Origin of the sequence: Proteus sp. GOKU (assembly GCF_015475555.1) — a bacterium.
GTDB classification, from domain to species: Bacteria; Pseudomonadota; Gammaproteobacteria; order Enterobacterales; family Enterobacteriaceae; genus Proteus; species Proteus mirabilis_B.
This window is the reverse complement of the sequence record NZ_CP034105.1, coordinates 883,827-902,743: the sequence shown is the minus strand read 5'-3', so window position 1 is coordinate 902,743 and position 18,917 is coordinate 883,827. Positions and strand designations below refer to the sequence as shown.

Sequence of the window (18,917 nt, the reverse complement as noted above, 5' to 3'; positions counted from 1 at the left end):
GATTACTTACTCAGAAAACAGATCTTGTAACCACTTAGGTGCGTCATTTTCATTAGTGTCTTGCTGAACAGGTGTGCATAATCCATCTGGATTTGCTGTCCATACAGGTAAAGTACGAACACCACCGCCATAACAAGCAAAGTTACCTTGAGCATCGACAGACATCTCTGCGATATCTTCTGGTGCTGGTGGATTTAATTTCAACGGTGCCTGATTTTCTAAATAATTACGGTACAGTAACAATGCCCCGGTTGAACCCGTTAAGTTCGTTGGGCCATTATTATCGCGTCCCATCCACGAAATCGTCACTTCTTTGCCATCTATTCCCGCAAACCAACTATCACGGAGATCGTTAGTGGTACCGGTTTTACCTGCAAGGTTGTAATTACCAAATTTTGGTTTTAATACGCGCCATGCTGTTCCCGAATTCACCACTTGTTGCATACCAAATAGCGTCATATAAGCAGCTTGAGGTGAAACAGTTGTTTCAGCTTGAGGATAACTTTGGTAAAGCACTGTACCATCTTGGGCAATCACAGAACGCAATGATGATAATTTTGCACGATTACCTAAACTACCAATTGTTTGGAAGGTTTGAGCCACTTCCATTGGCGTTAAGTTTAATGCACCTAATAACATCGCTGGCACTTTTTCTAGATTTTCCGCTGGTGCACCTAAGTTGATCCATGTTTTGATCACTTGGTCTAATCCCACTTCTAAACCAAGATTTACTGTAGGTATATTACGTGAGGTTGCTAACGCATCCACCAGCATTAATTTACCTTTATAACCACGATCGTAGTTACGAGGTTGCCAAGGTTTCCCCCCCGGAATAGGCACTGAAATCGGTTCATCAGCAAGCCATGTATTTAAACGAAAACGCTCTGGTTCACTTAATGCGGTTAAATAGGTCGCGGGTTTTGCCAAAGAGCCGATTGAACGACGGGCTGATAATGCACGGTTAAAACCTGCATATTGTGGTTGAGATCCCCCCACTAAAGCTCTTACTTCACCACTTAAGCGATCCACAACAACCATCGCCCCTTCAAGATCGTCAATTTTACGAACTTTACGGATATCCGCGACACCCACTTCAACCGCTTTTTCAGCTGCATCTTGTGAGACAGGATCTAATGTGGTGAAAATTTTTGTACCTGATAAATCTTTAACTTTATCGCCCAAAGTTGTTTGTAACTCTTGGCGCACCAGTTGCATAAACGCAGGTTGAGGCGTTAACGCTTCGCTACGTGGCTTCACACCTAAAGGACGCGCACTAAGCACATTATAAAGCTCTTGGTCGATTATCTCTTGGGTTTGCAGTAGTTTTAATACCACATTACGACGTTCTAACGCTGCTTTAGGGTTACGCCAAGGATTATAAGCAGATGCACCTTTAACCATACCCACTAAAAGTGCTTGCTGATCAAGGCTTAATTCATCAACCGGACGACCAAAATAATAAAGGCTAGCTAAAGGGAAGCCTCGAATTTGCTCATCACCACTTTGCCCTAAAAAAACCTCATTAAGATACAGCTCTAAAATGCGATCTTTGCTATAACTCGCATCCATAATAATCGCCATATAGGCTTCATTAAGCTTTCTTTTTAACGTTCTTTCATTAGTTAAAAATAGGTTTTTCACTAGCTGTTGCGTTAAGGTACTTCCGCCTTGAACCGCTTTACCCGCGGTAAAGTTCGCTAATACAGCACGGCCAATAGAATAAAGGCTGATACCGTCGTGCTCATAGAAACGACGATCTTCCGTTGCAATTAACGTATCCACTAATAATTGTGGAAATTTATCTCTTGCTAAGAATAAGCGTTGTTCACCATTTGCAGATTGCATCATGGTAATTAATTTAGGATCAAGACGGAAAAAGCCAAATTGCCGTTGATTATCCATGTTAGTAATACTAACCAAGGAATTTTGCTCAAAGGCTAATTTAGCTAAAATTTGTTCTTCACGACCATCAGGAAAATCGAAAGGTCGGCGCAACATTTCAATCGTGTTGCCTCTTACCACAAATTCGCCGGGACGAGTGATTTTGTTAACATTGCGGTATTGCATACCCTCAAGTAAGCTCACCATCTCTTTTTGGCTATAATTCATGCCCGGTTCTAAGTTAACGGTACGTCCGTAAACCGCGGCAGGTAATTCCCAAACATTGCCATCAAGGCGCTCTTTAATTTGAGAATGTAAATAAACACCATAAATGCCCATTAAAACCGCAACCACAATGGCGATTTTGACAAATAACCAAAACCAAGAACGACCTCTTTTGGTTTGTTTCGCTGGTCTTTTCTTTCTACTCATGAACTGTATCTCTCATTAAAACCCCTTTATCACGGGATAAAGAAGCCTAACATTGTCGCTATTTTTCTGTGTGATCCCACAAGAAAGCTCTCAAATACGAATAAAACTAGGGTAAAACTAATATTCATTTATTGGCTATATTTTTTTACTCGTCGTGTAGGTGCGGTATCTGCGGGTGAGTCAGGCCATAAATGTTTGGGATAACGCCCTTTCATCTCTTTTTGCACCTCTTTATAACTTCCTGCCCAAAATGTCGCCAAATCTTGTGTTTTCTGAATAGGTCGATGAGCTGGTGATAATAACTCCATCACAACGGGTAATTGACCATTCGCCACAATAGGGCTTTGCTGTTCGCCATAAACCTCTTGAATGCGGATAGCGATCACAGGAGGTAACTCCAAATCATAGTTGATAATCACTTTTGTGCCTGTTGGCGCAAAATAATGCGTCGGAAATAAGCTTTGAAGCAACTGATTTTCATGCCATGTTAATTGGTTTTTTATAATCGTATTAATATCAATTTGTTGTAATGCTTTTAATGTCTGAACTTCTCCCAGTTCAGGCAATAACCATGTTTCTAACGTTTCAAGTAACACCGTTTCTTCTAAATCAGGTAATAAGGCTTCTGGGCACCATTTTTTCGCCAAAGAAAGGCGTATAAAAAGCTGTTGAGTTTCTTCATTCAGTGCTAAAGCATTTAAACCGTTATCTCTCAGCCAATTCAATAATGCTTGCTGCATTTGCTGTTTATTGGGTTTGTCTAATTGGCGCTGGCTTAAGGTTAATCGCCCTAATTGGCGTTGTTGCCATGCGACCAACGTACCGCGTTTTTCATCCCATTCAACAGTCGTATTATTTTCAATAAGCTCTGGAAAAGTAGCTGATATTTCATCGATATCAATCGGTAGTGCTAATAAAATGCGGACATCAGCATAATGCACATTTTGTAGTAATAATGGTGCTAAGATCCACGGTGTATCACTTATTGAGTGCGAATGTTCCATCATGGCACCTTGCCCATTCGCTAAACGAAAACGACCTTGATTATCTCGATTTTTAGCAATCCTATCAGGAAATCCAACCGCTAATAATAAACCTAACAATTCAGGGCAAAACGTCCCTTTCCGGTGTTGAGAAAGCTGTTTTTCACGTCGCGTCCAGAAGGTGTTTTTTTGTTGAGCAATCCACTCCAGATTAATTTCTTGTCCTCGGGGTGGCTCTTCTAAGATTGCACATAAGCGTGCTGCCGTCGCGAGATGATTATCACTTTGCTCACTTGCATAATCTAATATCGCAGCGAGTCGAGGCTCTATGCCCCATTGAGCCATGCGCGAGCCTCGTGCGGTTAATCCACCTTGTTTATCTATTGCACCTAAACGATACAATAAATCTTGAGCGGCATGTAATGCTTGAGGAGTTGGCTTATCCAACCAATTCAACTGATTAATGTCGCGACAACCCCACTGCAAAACAGAAAGCCATAACGACGATAAATCACTACTTAAAATTTCAGGTATTTGGTGAGAAGCAACACGCTCAGCCTGCTCTTGGCTTATTAAATGCCAGCAAATACCAGCCTCAAGACGTCCTGCTCGTCCAGTTCTTTGTGTCTGTGATGATTGGCTAATTCTTTGGCGCAATAAACTAGTGACACCGCTTTTCAAATCAAATTGAGCTCGTTTTTCAATAGCACTATCAAGAACCAAGCGAATACCTTCAATAGTCAGGCTGGTTTCTGCAATATTGGTGGCAAGGACGACTTTTCGATAGCCTTTTTCTGTCGGCTCAATCGCTTTTTGTTGTTCTGCTAATGAAAGCGCACCATAAAGCGGAAATAGCAAAACATTGTTATCTACTTTATCTTTTAGTATTTCTGCAACACGCACTATCTCTGCACTACCCGGCAAGAATATCAACATAGAACCGGTTTCTTGTGCTAATAATCGCAACGCCATTGTGGCAATTTCTTGTTCAAAAGGTTGATGCGTACTGATAGGAGAATACACTCTTTCGACAGGGTAACTGCGCCCTTGAGCACTGATCATGGGGGCATCTGGTAATAGTGAAGTGAGTTTTTGGTTATCTAAGGTTGCAGACATAATCAAAACACGCAAATCATCACGTAACCCTATCTGCACATCAAGCAATAGAGCCAGTGCTAAATCTGCCTGCAAACTACGTTCATGAAATTCATCTAAAATCACTAGGCTTACGCCAGCCAACTCCGGATCTTGCTGTAACATCCGGTTTAGTACTCCTTCTGTTACCACTTCAAGTCGAGTTTGTGAGCTGACTTTGCTTTCCGCCTTCATTCGATAGCCTACCGTATTTCCAACATCTTCATTTAATTGACTGGCTAAACGGTAAGCAATACTTTTAGCGGCAATTCGTCTTGGCTCTAATAAAATAATTTTGCCATCAAAGCAATTTTGCTCCAGCAAATAGAGCGGAAGCGCCGTGGATTTACCTGCACCAGTGGGTGCATGAAGCAAAACTTGTGGGGATTGTTTTAATGCAGTAACGATTTTTTCTGTTACATCAAAGATTGGCAATAAATGCACACAGGCTCCATGGCTCATTAACTTTCTTGGCTAGGCATTGTAGCATTAGCGCTTTATTAAAGGTCGTATTTTCATCGGAGTCGTCATGAAATTTGAGCAACCACTACAATCTGCCACTTTACTAAAACGATATAAGCGTTTTTTAGCAGACGTTGTTACCCCAAATGGGGAAGAATTCACGCTCCATTGCGCCAACACAGGTGCAATGACGGGATGTGCGACACCCGGTGATACCGTTTGGTACTCCACCTCTTCAAATGCAAAAAGAAAATATCCGCATAGTTGGGAACTGACTCAAACTCAAACCGATGATTGGATTTGTGTAAATACCTTAAGAGCGAATGGAATTATTGCTGATGCTATTGAGGCGGGTGACATTCCAGAATTATCTGAGTATGACGAGATAAAACGAGAAGTGAAATACGGTAGTGAGAACAGCCGTATTGACATTTTACTTAAATCAAATCATAAAGTTGACTGTTATATTGAAGTGAAGTCAGTCACCTTGCTAGACAACGGTATGGGCTATTTCCCTGATGCAAAGACAGAACGCGGTCAGAAACATCTTCGAGAGTTGACGGCTATCGCAAAATTGGGTTTAAGGGCTGTCTTATTCTACGCAGTTCCCCATACTGGGATTACGGAAGTGACTGTTGCTAAAGAGATTGACCCAGCCTATGCTTCACTGCTAAAAGAAGCCAGTGATGCAGGGGTTGAAATCTTGTGTTATCGCATCAATATTAGTGAATACAATTTAACAATTGGACAGCAATTACCTTTTATTTCAAATAGTTAATTTGAAACCGTGGTATTAGTTAAGCATTTTTTAACTAAAAAGGGACATTTACTTGCGTGCCTTCACACCATGAGAAAACTTATTGAAGGAATAATTGCTATCCTCGCGGGCATCTGCTATTTATAGCGCCCTATTTTTTCCCCTTCCTGTTTTGAAGGTGGGGATTATTCAGAAATGCGTATGTAGGAGAAGCATTATGCAAGAAGGGCAAAAGCGTAAAACATCGTCCATGAGCATTCTCGCTATTGCTGGCGTTGAGCCATATCAGGAAAAAGCGGGCGAAGAGTACATGAACGAAGCCCAATTAGCGCATTTTAAGCTAATACTTGAATCTTGGCGCAATCAGCTCAGGGATGAAGTCAACCGCACCGTTACTCATATGCAAGATGAGGCGGCAAACTTCCCCGATCCCGTTGACCGTGCTGCACAAGAAGAAGAATTCAGTCTTGAGCTGCGTAACCGTGATCGTGAACGTAAACTCATTAAGAAAATCGAGAAAACACTGAAAAAAGTCGAAGATGATGACTTTGGTTTCTGTGAATCTTGTGGAGTGGAAATCGGTATTCGCCGTTTAGAAGCTCGTCCTACAGCCGATTTATGTATCGACTGTAAAACATTAGCTGAAATCCGTGAAAAGCAGATGGCTGGCTAATAATGAGCAAACGCCTCGACCTAATACGTTGAGGCGTTAATCTGAATCTTTCGATGCACGAGATTACAGACTATATTGGGCGCTTTGCGCCATCGCCAACGGGTCAACTTCATTTTGGCTCATTGGTTACTGCACTTGGCAGTTATCTTCAAGCTCGCGCACACCACGGGCGTTGGCTTCTGCGCATCGATGATATCGACCCTCTTAGAGAACCTCCCGGCACTGCATCCCTAATTATTCGTACATTAGAACATTATGGTTTGTTCTGGGATAAAGAGATCCTCTATCAATCGCAACGCCATGATGCTTACCGTGAAATTTTACACACACTTTGGAAAGAAGGTGTTTGCTACCACTGTCATTGTAACCGTCATCGTTTACATGACTTAGGGGGCGTGTATGATAACCACTGTCGTCATCGTGAGCCGCTCACCAATAATGTGACACCTTTTGATAAAGAGAGTGCATGGAGGTTGATCCAACAGCATCCTGTTTATCATTTTGAAGATGTTATTCAAGGTACATATTATTCAAAGAGTACGTCTATCGTGTTAGAAGATATGATTATTCACAGAAAAGATAACTTATTTGCGTATAATCTAGTGACGGTGATTGATGATAGTTATCAGGGTGTGACCGAAGTTGTTAGAGGTGCCGATCTACTTGATCCTACGTTGCGACAAATCAGTTTACATAAACAACTGAATTTACCTATTCCGCGTTATGCTCATTTACCTTTAGCAATAAATCATGACGGTAATAAATTATCGAAACAAAATCACGCGCACGCGTTGCCAGATACTGATCCAAGACCCGTCATTATCGATGCGTTACAGTTTCTTAATCAGCCTATTATTGTGGGTTGGCAAGATTATTCGTTAGCATCATTGTTAGAGATTGCGACTGCGCAGTGGTCACCTTCTGAGATTTTAAAACAAAATCATCAGCAACAAGGGTATGAATAAACCACACAAAGCATTCTCAAAAAATGTTCAGTAGGCTATGATTAGCCGCTTAATTTTTTTAATTATTAGAATTTATTATTCGAGGTGTCATATTTTTAATCGAGTAGCACATTTCTGCCGTAATCTGCTAGGGCGACAAACAACGTCATCAGACACACAACCGGTAGCAAGTGAAAGGCCAGTCACTGCATCTGACCGACCAATACAAGAAACACAGAAACCTGTGCGTCGGCGTCCTGCTATATCCGCAGACCGTCCCCGTAAAAAAAAGAGTAATAAAGAAAAGGCGAACGGGAGTGATTTGCCAATGACTGTGATCCCAAGAGATCAACACCCAATTTCACGTAAAGACATCAGTGATAATGCATTAAAAGTGCTTTATCGCCTCAACAACTCAGGCTTTCAGGCTTATTTAGTGGGTGGTGGTGTCCGTGACTTATTACTGGGAAAAAAACCAAAAGATTTTGATATTGCCACTAATGCAACACCTGAAGATGTACGTCGATTATTCCGCAACAGCCGTTTAGTCGGTCGTCGTTTCCGTCTTGCTCATATTATGTTTGGCCCTGAAGTGATCGAGGTTGCGACTTTCCGCGGCTCTCATGAAGATCATGAGGTTTCAGACAATAACCAATCTCAGCAAGCACAAAGCGGCATGTTACTGCGCGACAATATTTTTGGCTCAATTGAAGAAGATGCCATTCGTCGTGACTTTACATTAAACAGCCTTTATTACGGTGTTGATGATTTTGCTGTACGTGATTACGTTGGCGGTTTAGCGGATCTAAAAGCGGGTATTATTCGCTTAATTGGCGATCCTGAAACGCGCTATCGCGAAGATCCCGTCAGAATGCTTAGAGCCATTCGCTTTGCCAGCAAATTGGATATGCAAATTGCGCCTGAAACCGCAGAGCCAATTGGCAGACTCGCCCCTTTATTACGTAATATTCCATCGGCTCGCCTTTTTGAAGAGTCACTAAAATTATTACAAACAGGGCAAGGCTACAAAACTTACAAGTTAATGTGCCGCCATCAATTACTTGAGCCACTGTTTCCGCTGATTGCTTCTAAAATGACGGAGCAACATGATACGCCGATGGAGAGAATGTTAGATCAAGTTCTCAAAAATACAGACTATCGCATTAATAAAGAGATGCGAGTCAATCCGGCGTTCTTATTTGCGGCAATGTTGTGGTATCCATTAATTGAACATGCTGAAAAGTTAGTCCAAGAAAGTGGTCTTTCTTACTATGACTCTTTCTCTATGGCGATGAACGATATTTTAGATGAGCAATGCCGTACTATTGCGATACCAAAACGTATTACCACAACAATGCGTGATATCTGGCAATTACAGCAACGTTTACCTAAACGCCAAGGTCGTCGTGCGAATAAATTACTTGAGCACCCTAAATTCCGTGCAGCGTTCGATTTACTGGAATTACGTGCCAATGTACAACACAATCCAGAGCTTGAAGCGTTAGCAAGTTGGTGGGCTGATTTCCAAGCGTCTAACAATACGCAACAGCGCTCAATGGTATCTGAATTAGGTCAAGCACCCGTTCGCAGACGTCCGCGTCCACGTAAACGCCCTCGTCATCCAAGTGCAAAACCGGCATCTAGACAAGAGAGCACCAATGAATAAACAGAAGAAACGTGTTTATATCATTCTGGGAAGTAATTTGAATTCACCTGACGATCAGGTGAATTCAGCGATTAAGGCAATCAGTGAGATCCCACAAACAACATTGATTGCACAATCATCTTGGTATCGTACCCGTCCAATGGGGCCACAAGATCAGCCTGATTACCTTAATGTCGCTGTTGCGGTTGATACAACATTAGCGCCAGAAGCGTTACTTGATAACACTCAAGCTATTGAATTAGCGCAAGGTCGTGTTAGAAAAGAAGGTAATCGTTGGGGACCAAGAACGCTTGATCTTGATATTATGTTATTTGGTGATGACGTGATCCAAACCGAGCGATTAACCGTACCTCATTACGGACTTAAAGTACGTGAATTTATGCTTTATCCATTAGCTGAATTAGCACCTGACCTTCGCTTTCCTGATGGTGAGTTATTAGCAGATAGACTGGCGTTAGTGCCTGAAAATGGCATGGAAAAGTGGTAACTTCACACTAATACGCTCTTAATGCTAAAGGTTGATACTGCAAAAAACATAAACAGTATCAGCCTATCTCTTCTCTTTGGCTTTCCCTCAATTTTTCAAACGCACCTCACTGCCTCAATCTCTAAACTCTTTTATATTTATTTTTTACATATAACCAATTGATGAATATAAATAAAAATTATCATTTGTTATTTTTTATTACTCATTTAGTTACTTTTTCTTCGTTTTTAGTCCTTAAATGCTACAATCGAAAGCGGCTTTATTTTGATAATCCAATATTTTCTTTAATAAACAAACAATTATGTGAAGTAATTAATTTTATCTACACACAAAAAAACGACAATGATGGAGTTTGTTACAATGAAACCCACTACGCTTTCAACGCTAAATCGCTATAAGCAAGAAAAGAAAAAATTCGCCACCATCACCGCTTATGATTCAAGTTTTGCTCGCCTTTTTGAACAAGAAGGTATTCAAGCCATGCTGATTGGTGATTCGTTAGGAATGACACTACAAGGTCATAACAGCACGCTACCCGTTACTGTTGAACAAATTGCCTATCACACCCGCTGTGTAAGAGCTGGCGCACCTAATGCCTTCTTAATTGCTGATATGCCCTTTATGTCTTACTCAACACCTGAACAAGCTTGCCTTAATGCCGGCATTTTGATGCAAGCGGGTGCTAATATGGTGAAGATTGAAGGTGGAAGTTGGTTAATTCCTACCGTGAAAATGCTGGCTGAGCGTGCAGTTCCTGTCTGCATCCATTTAGGATTAACGCCCCAGTCAGTTAATGTTTTCGGGGGTTATAAAGTCCAAGGCAGAGAGCACGATGAAGCCGAACAATTAAAACAAGATGCTATCGCTCTTGAAAATGCAGGTGCTCAATTGGCGGTATTGGAATGTGTTCCGGTTACTCTAGCGAAAACAATTACAGACGCATTAACAATGCCCGTTATTGGTATTGGCGCGGGTAATGTCACTGATGGGCAAATTCTTGTGATGCATGACTTATTGGGCTTAACTCCTCAAGCACCTAAGTTCTCAAAAGATTTTTTACAAGAAGCAGGTTCATTAAAAGGTGCGGTCAGCCTTTATGTTCAACAAGTTGAACAAGGCCTGTTTCCCGAAGAAAAACATTCATTTAACTAATTTATTATCTTAATTATCAATATCGTTTAAAGGAGTCACGCCATGCTAATTATTGAAACTACGCTTATCTTACGCAGAGAAATCAAGCGATTAAAGCAAGAAGGTAAACGCATTGCATTGGTTCCAACAATGGGTAATCTTCATGAAGGTCACCTAAAATTAATTGAAGAAGCCCGTATTCACGCGGATGTCGTGATAGCTTCTATATTTGTGAATCCACTTCAATTTGATAGAGAAGCGGATTTAGCAAACTACCCGCGCACGTTGCAAGAAGATTGCGAATTACTGCGAGATAAGCATGTCGATATTATCTTTGCACCGTCAGCGAAAGAGATGTATCCACACGGTATGGAAAATCAAACCACCGTTGATGTGCCTGTATTGTCTACCGTATTAGAAGGTGCAAACCGTCCTGGTCATTTCCGTGGTGTTACAACGGTTGTTAGTAAGCTTTTTAATCTAGTACAACCTGATGTTGCGATGTTTGGAGAAAAAGATTTCCAACAGCTGCAAATTATCAAAAAGATGGTAAGCGATTTATGTATGGATATCAGCATCGTTCCTGTTGCTATCGTACGTGACAAAAATGGTTTAGCGCTCAGTTCACGCAATCGCCTATTATCTGATAGCGAAAAACAACAAGCCCCTGCACTTTATCAAGCGATGCAAGAAATCGCAGAACAATTAAAGTCGGGTGATTATGATGTTAATCAGTTACTGCAAACTGCAAAAAACACCTTAGAGCAACAAGGTTTTCGTGCCGATGAGTGCTTTATTTGTGATGCAGATACACTCACACCATTAAATGAAGAAAGCCGTCGAGCGGTTGTTTTAATGGCGGCATGGCTGGGTAATACGCGTCTTATCGATAACCAGCAAGTTAATCTTGTGTAATTCATTATTAGAATATAGGAAACACAACAATGCTACGCACTATGTTACAAGGCAAACTTCATCGCGTAAAAGTGACACAAGCCGATCTTCATTATGAAGGCTCTTGTGCAATCGATCAGGATTTTATGGATGCTGCTGGCATTCTTGAAAATGAAGCTATCGATATTTATAACGTTGATAATGGCGAACGTTTTTCAACTTATGCCATTTGTGCAGAAAGAGGTTCACGAATTATTTCTGTCAACGGTGCAGCCGCTCGTCGTGCCGCTGTTGGCGATCGCTTAATTATTTGCTCTTATGTACAAATTCCTGATAGCGACGCGCGTAGCCATAAGCCAAACATTGCGTATTTTGAAGACAACAATGAAATGAAGCGCATTGCCAAAGCGGTGCCTGTTCAAGTTGCTTAATCAATAAAATATTGCCCACTTCCCATAGGCAGAGGTTCCCTGCTTATGGGAAATAATAACAAGAACAATAAATAACCTATTGTTATTACTTGCTTGTCACGATTCACCTTGATAAAAACGAGATATAAGGTTCAAAACCGGGTTTCTTCTCCATTTTTCCTCGCTTATCTTTCTGTAGCTTGTTATAAATCATATAAGTATTGTCTGACTACTCTCTGACTAATAAAAAATTATGATAAAAGTTGCTTTAGTAGATGATCACATTGTTGTGCGTTCTGGTTTTGCACAACTCTTAATGCTAGAACCCGATATTCACATCGTGGGTGAATATTCTAATGGGCAAGAAGCATGGCCTTATTTAGCACATGACGATATTGATGTTGCCGTTATGGATCTCTCTATGCCCGGCGAAAGCGGTCTACAACTCCAAAGCCGTTTAAAACAAAAACGCCCTGATTTCCGAACGATTATTTTAAGTATCTATGACACTCCAGCCTTTGTTCAAAGTGCACTAGACTCTGGTGCTCGCGGTTATTTAACCAAACGTTGTGGCCCTGAAGAGTTAGTACAAGCGGTACGCGCTGTACATCAAGGTGGCTGTTATCTCTGTTCTGATGCCATGAAAGCATTGCGACAAACACCTGAAAAAGAAGATGCACTACATACCTTAACACCGCGTGAAAGAGAGATTTTTAATCTGTTAGTTCAAGGTGTTAATGTCAAAACTATTGCCGTACAGCTTAATCTTAGCCATAAAACCGTACACGTTCATCGAGCCAATGTACTAGGCAAATTAGGCTGTGAAACCACCATCGATTTAGTTCATTTCGCCTTAAAGAATCAGTTGATCACAGGCTCGCTGTAATATGAAACGGGGACTACGTTTTCTTCTTCAATCCCTCTTTTTATTACTCACCTACTCTCTACTTTGGCTATCACTTTGGGTAATTGGCTTCTATTTAAGTAAAAATGGGCAACAAGCCGCCCTTTTCTTACCCCAAGGTCTGCGATTAGCCCTGATAATTTTACTCTGGCGTCGCTTTTGGCTTCCGATGTTATTTGCAGAATGGGGGCTTTATTACTGGTTGGCGCAAGAGCAATTAATTACCCACACCATTATTTATCTGTCTCCAATACTAAGCCTCGTTGTTGCGCTAGAAGTTCAGCGTATTTGGTGGCGATATCCTCTTTATTGGCAACGCTTAACCCTATTAATTGGTGCCGTAGGTTTTAATAGCCTACTACAAGCCTTTATTCTCGGTTTCTTTATTAATACCACCAGCGGGATTTTCCTCACATCGGTAACGGGCGGCATATTACTCGCGCCTTTTGTCTTTTTACTTTATGAATATCTTCGTGAATTACAAAGTCGCGCCTTAGTCTCTGATGGTACTCCCGATCCTCCGTTAAGAACGTCCTTGCTGATGTGGGGATTTCTATTTTGCCTGATCGGGTTAAGTGCTCAATTTTTCTTAACCCCTGAAATAGAGCGCTTATTAGTTATCCTTGTATTTATTCCTAATGTCTTTATGGCTTACCGTTATGGCTGGCAAGGTGGTGTTTTATCCGCACTGTTAGGCAGTTTGATTATTACTTTTGCTCGCCAAGTTAATGGCGCTTTTAATGATTTGCGTGAGTTAGAAATGTTCTTAACCACACAAGCCATTATCGGTATTGGCTTAGGGATCGCGATCAGTCGCCAACAGCAACTTGCTCATAATTTACGTCATTACCGTTTACGCCTAGAACAAGAGTTACAAGCTCGCCGTGACTTAATGGAAAAACTGGTTCATACCGAAGAGGATGTTAAAAAAGCCATTGCTCGCGAATTGCATGATGAAATTGGGCAAAATATTACAGCGATCCAAATTCAATCGATGCTAATCAAAAGAACTGCGGATAACGACAAAACACGCCAAACCGGAGAGCAAATCGAACGACTCGCCCTACAAATTCATCAATCTACACGTCAACTACTCCGACAATTACGCCCTCCTGTTTTGGAGGAGATGTCGCTTGAAAAAGCCCTTCATCATTTAATCAATGAGTTTGCTTTTGATGACAATGGCATTACCTGTAATTTTAATTACTCGTTAGATAAAGAGCCTGAAAACGAAACTATTATTTTTACCCTCTACCGTTTGGTGCAAGAGCTGTTAAACAACATTAGTAAACATGCTAACGCAACCTATATCCAAGTCTCACTGACTCAAAATCAAAACCGTTTACGGCTAATTATTAGTGATAATGGCGTTGGTATGTTGCCGACATCATTATCAGCACAACAAAGCAGTGGCTTTGGATTACGCGGCATAGAAGAACGCATTCGCGCTTTAGGCGGAGAATGGGAAGTGATTAACCATCACGGTACGAAAATAATTGTTAACTTACCCACAAATTCAAAAGAAAACAGTGAAAACTAAGAATAAGTCTTAGTCATCTACAACCTTATCTCATTCTTTTTCGCGACATTTTTTTTACATTTGCAACATCAAAGAGGATGTTATGTCAGGTAAAAATTCGGCATCAATTAATAAGACCTATAACTTTTGGCGCAAAAATTTAATGCTGTCGATGATTATCGGTTATGCCACTTTCTATCTCACACGTAAAAGCGTCAACTTTGTGATGCCCGTTATGCAGGTTGAATTGAATTTAGATAAAGGGGATATCGGTTGGATAGCCAGCCTTTTTTATCTCACTTACGGTTTATCTAAATTTGTTTCCGGTATTTTCCATGACAAATGGGGATACCGCTGGTTTATGGGTGTGGGATTAGTCATGACAGGCATTATGAATATTATTTTTGCCTATTGTCTTTCGTTTCCCGCACTGCTTTTGGTCTGGGCACTAAATGGTTTCTTTCAAGGCTTTGGCTGGCCTCCTTGTGCAAGGTTGTTAACACACTGGTATTCACGCAATGAACGCGGTTTCTGGTGGGGATTATGGAATATCTCAATCAACCTTGGTGGGATGAGTCTTCCCATTTTAACTGCGTGGCTAGCGACGCATTATAGTTGGCAAGTCGCACTGCTTGTTCCCGGTATTATCGGCATCATCATCGGGTTGTGGTTGTGTGTACGATTAAAAGGTACTCCCGCAGAGGAAGGGCTTCCTACTGTGGGTGTGTGGCGGCGCGATGTTTTTGAATTACGTCAAGAGCAGTCATCTCCCCCTAAACCTATGCTAACTATTTTGAAAGAGACCATTTTATTTAACCGAATGATTTGGTTACTGGGTTTTTCCTATATTTTGGTTTATCTCATACGTATGGCGATTAACGATTGGGGAAATATCTGGTTATCAGAAACACATGGCGCCAACTTATTGAGTGCTAATGCCATTCTCTCTTTGTTTGAAGTGGGTGGCTTACTCGGGGCGTTATGTTCAGGCTGGGGCTCGGATTTATTATTCCGTGGCCAACGAGCACCAATGATATTGCTGTTTTCACTCGGACTTTTTACCGCAGTAACAGCACTTTGGTTAATTCCAATTCATCATTATGCTTTGCTCGCAGCTTGTTTTTTTAGTATCGGTTTTTTTGTGTTTGGACCACAGATGTTAATCGGGCTTGCTGCAACAGAATATTGCCATAAAAACGCAGCAGGCACGGTAACTGGCTACTTGGGATTGTTTGCCTATTTAGGGGCGGCAATGGCAGGTTGGCCATTAAGTCAGGTCATGGCGCATTATGGTTGGACTGGGATGTTTGCGTTATTAACCAGTGCTGCGGCCTTAATGGGACTCTTACTAATGCCGTTGTTGATTGCTGATGTTAGCAAACAAGAGCATTTAGTTGGCCCACTTTCATTTTCCGATGACGACACATTTAAAAGGTTCTGAACATGAAATTGAAAACCCTCTCTACACTCGTTGCTGCTGGTCTGGCTCTTTCTGCGGTTAGCTTATCAACAAATGCAGCTGGTCGCTTAGTAGTTTACTGTAGTGCGACAAATGCAATGTGTGAAGCTGAAACAAAAGCTTTTGCCGAAAAGTATGATGTTAAAACGACCTTTGTTCGTAATGGTTCAGGAAGTACTTTAGCTAAAATCGAAGCTGAAAAACGTAATCCACAAGCTGACGTTTGGTATGGCGGTACAATGGATCCTCACTCACAAGCGGGTGAAATGGATCTGCTAGAGCCTTATGTTTCTCCTAATCTTGATCAAATCATGCCACAATTTCGTGATCCGGCTAAACGCAAAGGTAACTACTCTTCTGCGGTTTATGTCGGTATTTTAGGTTTTGGCGTTAATAAAGATCGCTTAAAAGAAAAAGGCATCGCCATTCCAACGTGCTGGAAAGATTTAATTAAACCTGAATATAAAGGTGAAATTCAAATCGCTGATCCACAAAGCTCAGGTACAGCTTACACTGCACTGGCAACCTTTGACCAATTATGGGGCACTGAACAAGCCTTTGATTATCTTAAGAAAATCAATACCAACATTTCTCAATACACCAAATCAGGTATTGCTCCAGCACGAAATGCAGCTCGTGGTGAAGCCGCTATTGGTATTGGTTTCTTACATGACTACTCATTAGAAGTTGAAAATGGCGCTCCACTTGAATTGATTTCACCTTGTGAAGGTACAGGCTATGAAATCGGTGGTGTGAGTATCATTAAAAATGCCCGTAATATGGATAACGCAAAATTATTCGTAGATTGGACACTCTCAAAAGAAGCTCAGGAAATTAGCTGGAAAGAAGGTAAATCTTACCAAATTCTAACCAATACCTCGGCTGAATCTTCACCAATGGCGCTGAAATTATCAGACTTAAAACTCATTAACTACGACATGGATAAATATGGCGATAGTGAAGTGCGTAAAGAGCTGATTAATAAGTGGGTTACCGAAGTAAAAATGGGTAAATAGCTCATTAATAGAGCGAGATAACCTCTCGCTCTCTTTTTCTCATAATAATAAATACATTTACTCTCGGGGGATTTATGTCTCACACACTCGCTTTACCTGAAAAAAAGAGGCGGGATCCCATATTTTTATGGATCCTAATTGCATGGATGGCATTTGCTTTACTGCCGTCATGGAGCCTTGATTACGGTCTTTTAGATTCTACCGCAGATGAATTACTCACCTCTTACGGCTGGAGTAGCGTTAATATCAGTTGGCTCTGGTTTTTATTACCAAGTTTACTGTTATTTCGCCCATTAACTGCCCCTAAGCGTGAAAATCGCTCTCGCCACTATTTTGATGCAGGTTTTGCGCTGTTTTGTGCATTTATTGCAATCGTTAGTGCAACCCTCGAAGGACGTGGTTTAGGTTATTCTGCGATCATCCTCTTTATTTCCCTGGGAATGATCATGAAAACCGCCTTAACGCGCCTTGAATGGCTGGGTGGTGATAGCTTTGTTATTGGCTCTTTAATCGCCGTTGTGGCACTGATTGGTGCCTTTATCATCTTCCCAAGTATCGCTATTTTTATTCCGATGTTTAAAGATAGCGCGGGCAATTTTGCACCTTTTGAATTTATCGCTATTTTAAGCCAAGCTCATATTGTGCAAGTGATGCTCAACTCTATTGTGCTCTCTATCGCAGTGGGTATCGGTTGTACTTTCTTTGGTTTAATTCTGGCAATTTATACGTCTCGTATTGCGGTACGTTCTGCCATTATTGGTCGTGTATTTTCTATCTTGCCTATCGTAACGCCTCCTTTTGTTGTCGGTTTGGGCGTGACATTAATGATGGGACGCTCTGGCTATGTGACAGAGTTTCTCGCCACTTACGCAGGACTTGAAAATACCAACTGGTTATATGGTTTTACAGGGATTTGGTTAGCTCAAGTGCTCGCCTTTACCCCAATGTCATTTATGATTTTAGATGGTGCGATTAAAACCATTCATCCTTCATTAGAAGAAGCGTCTTACACCTTAAGAGCCAACCGCTATCAAACTTTCTTTAACGTCTTTATGCCGTTACTTAAGCCCGCGTTAGCCAATGCGTTTTTAATTGTAATTGTGCAATCTCTGGCTGACTTTAGTAACCCGCTAGTTTTAGGGGGTAACTTTGACGTTATCGCCACACAAATTTACTTCTATATCACGGGCTCTCAACTGGATTATCAATCAGCCAGTACATTAGGTGCGTCACTGTTAGTTTTCTCACTATTAGTGTTCTGTGTGCAGTATATGTGGATTGGTAAACGCTCTTACGTCACGGTATCTGGTAAATCTTATCGCGGTGACGTTCAACCTCTTCCATCTTCACTGATTGCATTTGTGACGACCGTTTTAGGTATTTGGGTTGTCTTTAATATCCTGCTCTATGGCAGTATTTTCTACGGCAGTTTCACCGTTAACTGGGGGGTTGATTACACCTTAACACTCGATAACTTTATCAAACTATTTGGTCAAGGAATGAGTGACGGTGCATGGCCTTCGTTGTTAGATACCTTGTTATATGCAGGTATTGCAGCACCGATTACAGCCATTCTAGGACTATTAATTGCCTATATCGTGGTACGCCAAGACTTTAAAGGTAAGAAAAGTATCGAGTTCACGACAATGCTTTGTTTTGCTGTACCGGGAACCGTCGCAGGTGTCTCTTATATTCTTGCGTTTAACGACTCGCCTTTCTATTTAACGGGAACAGCTGCAATTGTCATTATCTCTATGACAATGCGTAACGTGCCTGTGGGGATACGTGCGGGTATTGCGGGATTAGGGCAAATTGATAAATCTCTTGATGAAGCCTCTCTAAGTTTAAGAGCGAACTCAATGAGAACCATTTTCTATGTGCTATTACCGTTATTGCGCCCTGCTATTTTATCTGCGCTGATTTATAGCTTTGTGCGTGCCATTACCACAGTCAGTGCCATCGTTTTCCTTGTTACACCAGATACACGCGTTGCCACTGCTTATATTTTGAACCGTGTTGAAGATGGTGAATACGGCGTCGCAATTGCCTATGGCTCGATTTTAATCGTTGTGATGTTGGCAATTATTTTCTTATTTGACTATTTGATTGGCGAAGCCCGTGTTTCACGCTCTAAAGCCAAAAATGCACAGTAATACGGAGTATAA

At 41.3% G+C, this 18,917-nt stretch carries 15 protein-coding genes; 13 read left to right on the top strand and 2 right to left on the bottom strand.

The genetic code is table 11. The features are described 5' to 3' along the window. Positions 1 to 6: 6 nt before the first annotated feature. Both mrcB and hrpB read right to left on the bottom strand, forming a co-directional pair. Complete coding sequence (mrcB, locus tag EHE21_RS04115) at positions 7 to 2,313, bottom strand: bifunctional glycosyl transferase/transpeptidase (protein ID WP_194951921.1); 2,307 nt, start codon at positions 2,311 to 2,313, stop codon at positions 7 to 9. A 128-nt stretch (positions 2,314 to 2,441) separates the two neighbouring features. After that, positions 2,442 to 4,874: an ATP-dependent helicase HrpB gene (gene hrpB, locus EHE21_RS04110; RefSeq protein ID WP_194952579.1), complete on the bottom strand. Its 2,433-nt coding sequence runs from the start codon at positions 4,872 to 4,874 to the stop codon at positions 2,442 to 2,444. A gap of 85 nt (positions 4,875 to 4,959) precedes the next feature. Between hrpB and sfsA the strand changes: the two genes are divergently transcribed. The 13 genes from sfsA to EHE21_RS04045 all read left to right on the top strand — a co-directional run bounded on the left by sfsA (position 4,960) and on the right by EHE21_RS04045 (position 18,905). After that, on the top strand, positions 4,960 to 5,670 hold the full coding sequence (sfsA, locus tag EHE21_RS04105) for a DNA/RNA nuclease SfsA (protein WP_088493604.1): 711 nt from the start codon (positions 4,960 to 4,962) through the stop codon (positions 5,668 to 5,670). Positions 5,671 to 5,866: 196 nt separating this feature from the next. Continuing rightward, complete coding sequence (gene dksA, locus EHE21_RS04100; RefSeq protein ID WP_023580786.1) at positions 5,867 to 6,322, top strand: RNA polymerase-binding protein DksA; 456 nt, start codon at positions 5,867 to 5,869, stop codon at positions 6,320 to 6,322. Positions 6,323 to 6,375: 53 nt separating this feature from the next. Continuing rightward, entirely contained in the window at positions 6,376 to 7,287 is a 912-nt protein-coding gene (gene gluQRS, locus EHE21_RS04095; protein WP_194951920.1) for a tRNA glutamyl-Q(34) synthetase GluQRS, read from the top strand. A gap of 91 nt (positions 7,288 to 7,378) precedes the next feature. Beyond that, positions 7,379 to 8,932 carry a polynucleotide adenylyltransferase PcnB gene (gene pcnB / locus EHE21_RS04090; protein WP_412178888.1) on the top strand — a complete coding sequence of 518 codons (1,554 nt, stop codon included), beginning with the start codon at positions 7,379 to 7,381 and terminating at the stop codon, positions 8,930 to 8,932. Then, the gene (gene folK, locus EHE21_RS04085; protein ID WP_194951918.1) at positions 8,925 to 9,419 is read left to right on the top strand and encodes a 2-amino-4-hydroxy-6-hydroxymethyldihydropteridine diphosphokinase; all 495 of its coding nucleotides are present in this window, start codon (positions 8,925 to 8,927) and stop codon (positions 9,417 to 9,419) included. Before pcnB ends, folK begins: the two co-directional genes overlap by 8 nt. Before the next feature lie 360 nt (positions 9,420 to 9,779). After that, the gene (panB, locus tag EHE21_RS04080; protein ID WP_194951917.1) at positions 9,780 to 10,571 is read left to right on the top strand and encodes a 3-methyl-2-oxobutanoate hydroxymethyltransferase; all 792 of its coding nucleotides are present in this window, start codon (positions 9,780 to 9,782) and stop codon (positions 10,569 to 10,571) included. A gap of 42 nt (positions 10,572 to 10,613) precedes the next feature. Further along, entirely contained in the window at positions 10,614 to 11,465 is an 852-nt protein-coding gene (gene panC / locus EHE21_RS04075) for a pantoate--beta-alanine ligase (RefSeq protein ID WP_194951916.1), read from the top strand. A gap of 29 nt (positions 11,466 to 11,494) precedes the next feature. Then, a complete protein-coding gene (gene panD, locus EHE21_RS04070) occupies positions 11,495 to 11,875 on the top strand; it encodes an aspartate 1-decarboxylase (RefSeq protein ID WP_064719124.1) in 381 nt (126 codons plus the stop codon). Positions 11,876 to 12,107: 232 nt separating this feature from the next. Then, positions 12,108 to 12,740: a response regulator transcription factor gene (locus EHE21_RS04065; protein ID WP_023580792.1), complete on the top strand. Its 633-nt coding sequence runs from the start codon at positions 12,108 to 12,110 to the stop codon at positions 12,738 to 12,740. A 1-nt stretch (position 12,741) separates the two neighbouring features. Further along, positions 12,742 to 14,298: an MASE1 domain-containing protein gene (locus EHE21_RS04060; protein ID WP_194951915.1), complete on the top strand. Its 1,557-nt coding sequence runs from the start codon at positions 12,742 to 12,744 to the stop codon at positions 14,296 to 14,298. Positions 14,299 to 14,380: 82 nt separating this feature from the next. Next, on the top strand, positions 14,381 to 15,718 hold the full coding sequence (gene uhpC, locus EHE21_RS04055; RefSeq protein ID WP_194951914.1) for an MFS transporter family glucose-6-phosphate receptor UhpC: 1,338 nt from the start codon (positions 14,381 to 14,383) through the stop codon (positions 15,716 to 15,718). 2 nt (positions 15,719 to 15,720) lie between these two features. Continuing rightward, on the top strand, positions 15,721 to 16,752 hold the full coding sequence (locus tag EHE21_RS04050; RefSeq protein WP_069368510.1) for an ABC transporter substrate-binding protein: 1,032 nt from the start codon (positions 15,721 to 15,723) through the stop codon (positions 16,750 to 16,752). A gap of 74 nt (positions 16,753 to 16,826) precedes the next feature. Then, positions 16,827 to 18,905, top strand: coding sequence for an ABC transporter permease (locus tag EHE21_RS04045; protein ID WP_194951913.1), 2,079 nt, complete (start codon positions 16,827 to 16,829; stop codon positions 18,903 to 18,905). The last annotated feature ends 12 nt before the right edge of the window (positions 18,906 to 18,917 follow it).

What these genes read in the sequence shown, in the direction of transcription:
- EHE21_RS04060 (WP_194951915.1), top strand. Translation starts at nt 12,742, where the DNA reads ATGAAACGGGGACTACGTTTTCTTCTTCAATCCCTCTTTTTATTACTC.
- EHE21_RS04065 (WP_023580792.1), top strand. Translation starts at nt 12,108, where the DNA reads ATGATAAAAGTTGCTTTAGTAGATGATCACATTGTTGTGCGTTCTGGT.
- folK (WP_194951918.1), top strand. Translation starts at nt 8,925, where the DNA reads ATGAATAAACAGAAGAAACGTGTTTATATCATTCTGGGAAGTAATTTG.
- EHE21_RS04045 (WP_194951913.1), top strand. Translation starts at nt 16,827, where the DNA reads ATGTCTCACACACTCGCTTTACCTGAAAAAAAGAGGCGGGATCCCATA.
- gluQRS (WP_194951920.1), top strand. Translation starts at nt 6,376, where the DNA reads ATGCACGAGATTACAGACTATATTGGGCGCTTTGCGCCATCGCCAACG.
- dksA (WP_023580786.1), top strand. Translation starts at nt 5,867, where the DNA reads ATGCAAGAAGGGCAAAAGCGTAAAACATCGTCCATGAGCATTCTCGCT.
- uhpC (WP_194951914.1), top strand. Translation starts at nt 14,381, where the DNA reads ATGTCAGGTAAAAATTCGGCATCAATTAATAAGACCTATAACTTTTGG.
- panC (WP_194951916.1), top strand. Translation starts at nt 10,614, where the DNA reads ATGCTAATTATTGAAACTACGCTTATCTTACGCAGAGAAATCAAGCGA.
- panD (WP_064719124.1), top strand. Translation starts at nt 11,495, where the DNA reads ATGCTACGCACTATGTTACAAGGCAAACTTCATCGCGTAAAAGTGACA.
- mrcB (WP_194951921.1), bottom strand. Translation starts at nt 2,313, where the DNA reads ATGAGTAGAAAGAAAAGACCAGCGAAACAAACCAAAAGAGGTCGTTCT.
- panB (WP_194951917.1), top strand. Translation starts at nt 9,780, where the DNA reads ATGAAACCCACTACGCTTTCAACGCTAAATCGCTATAAGCAAGAAAAG.
- sfsA (WP_088493604.1), top strand. Translation starts at nt 4,960, where the DNA reads ATGAAATTTGAGCAACCACTACAATCTGCCACTTTACTAAAACGATAT.
- EHE21_RS04050 (WP_069368510.1), top strand. Translation starts at nt 15,721, where the DNA reads ATGAAATTGAAAACCCTCTCTACACTCGTTGCTGCTGGTCTGGCTCTT.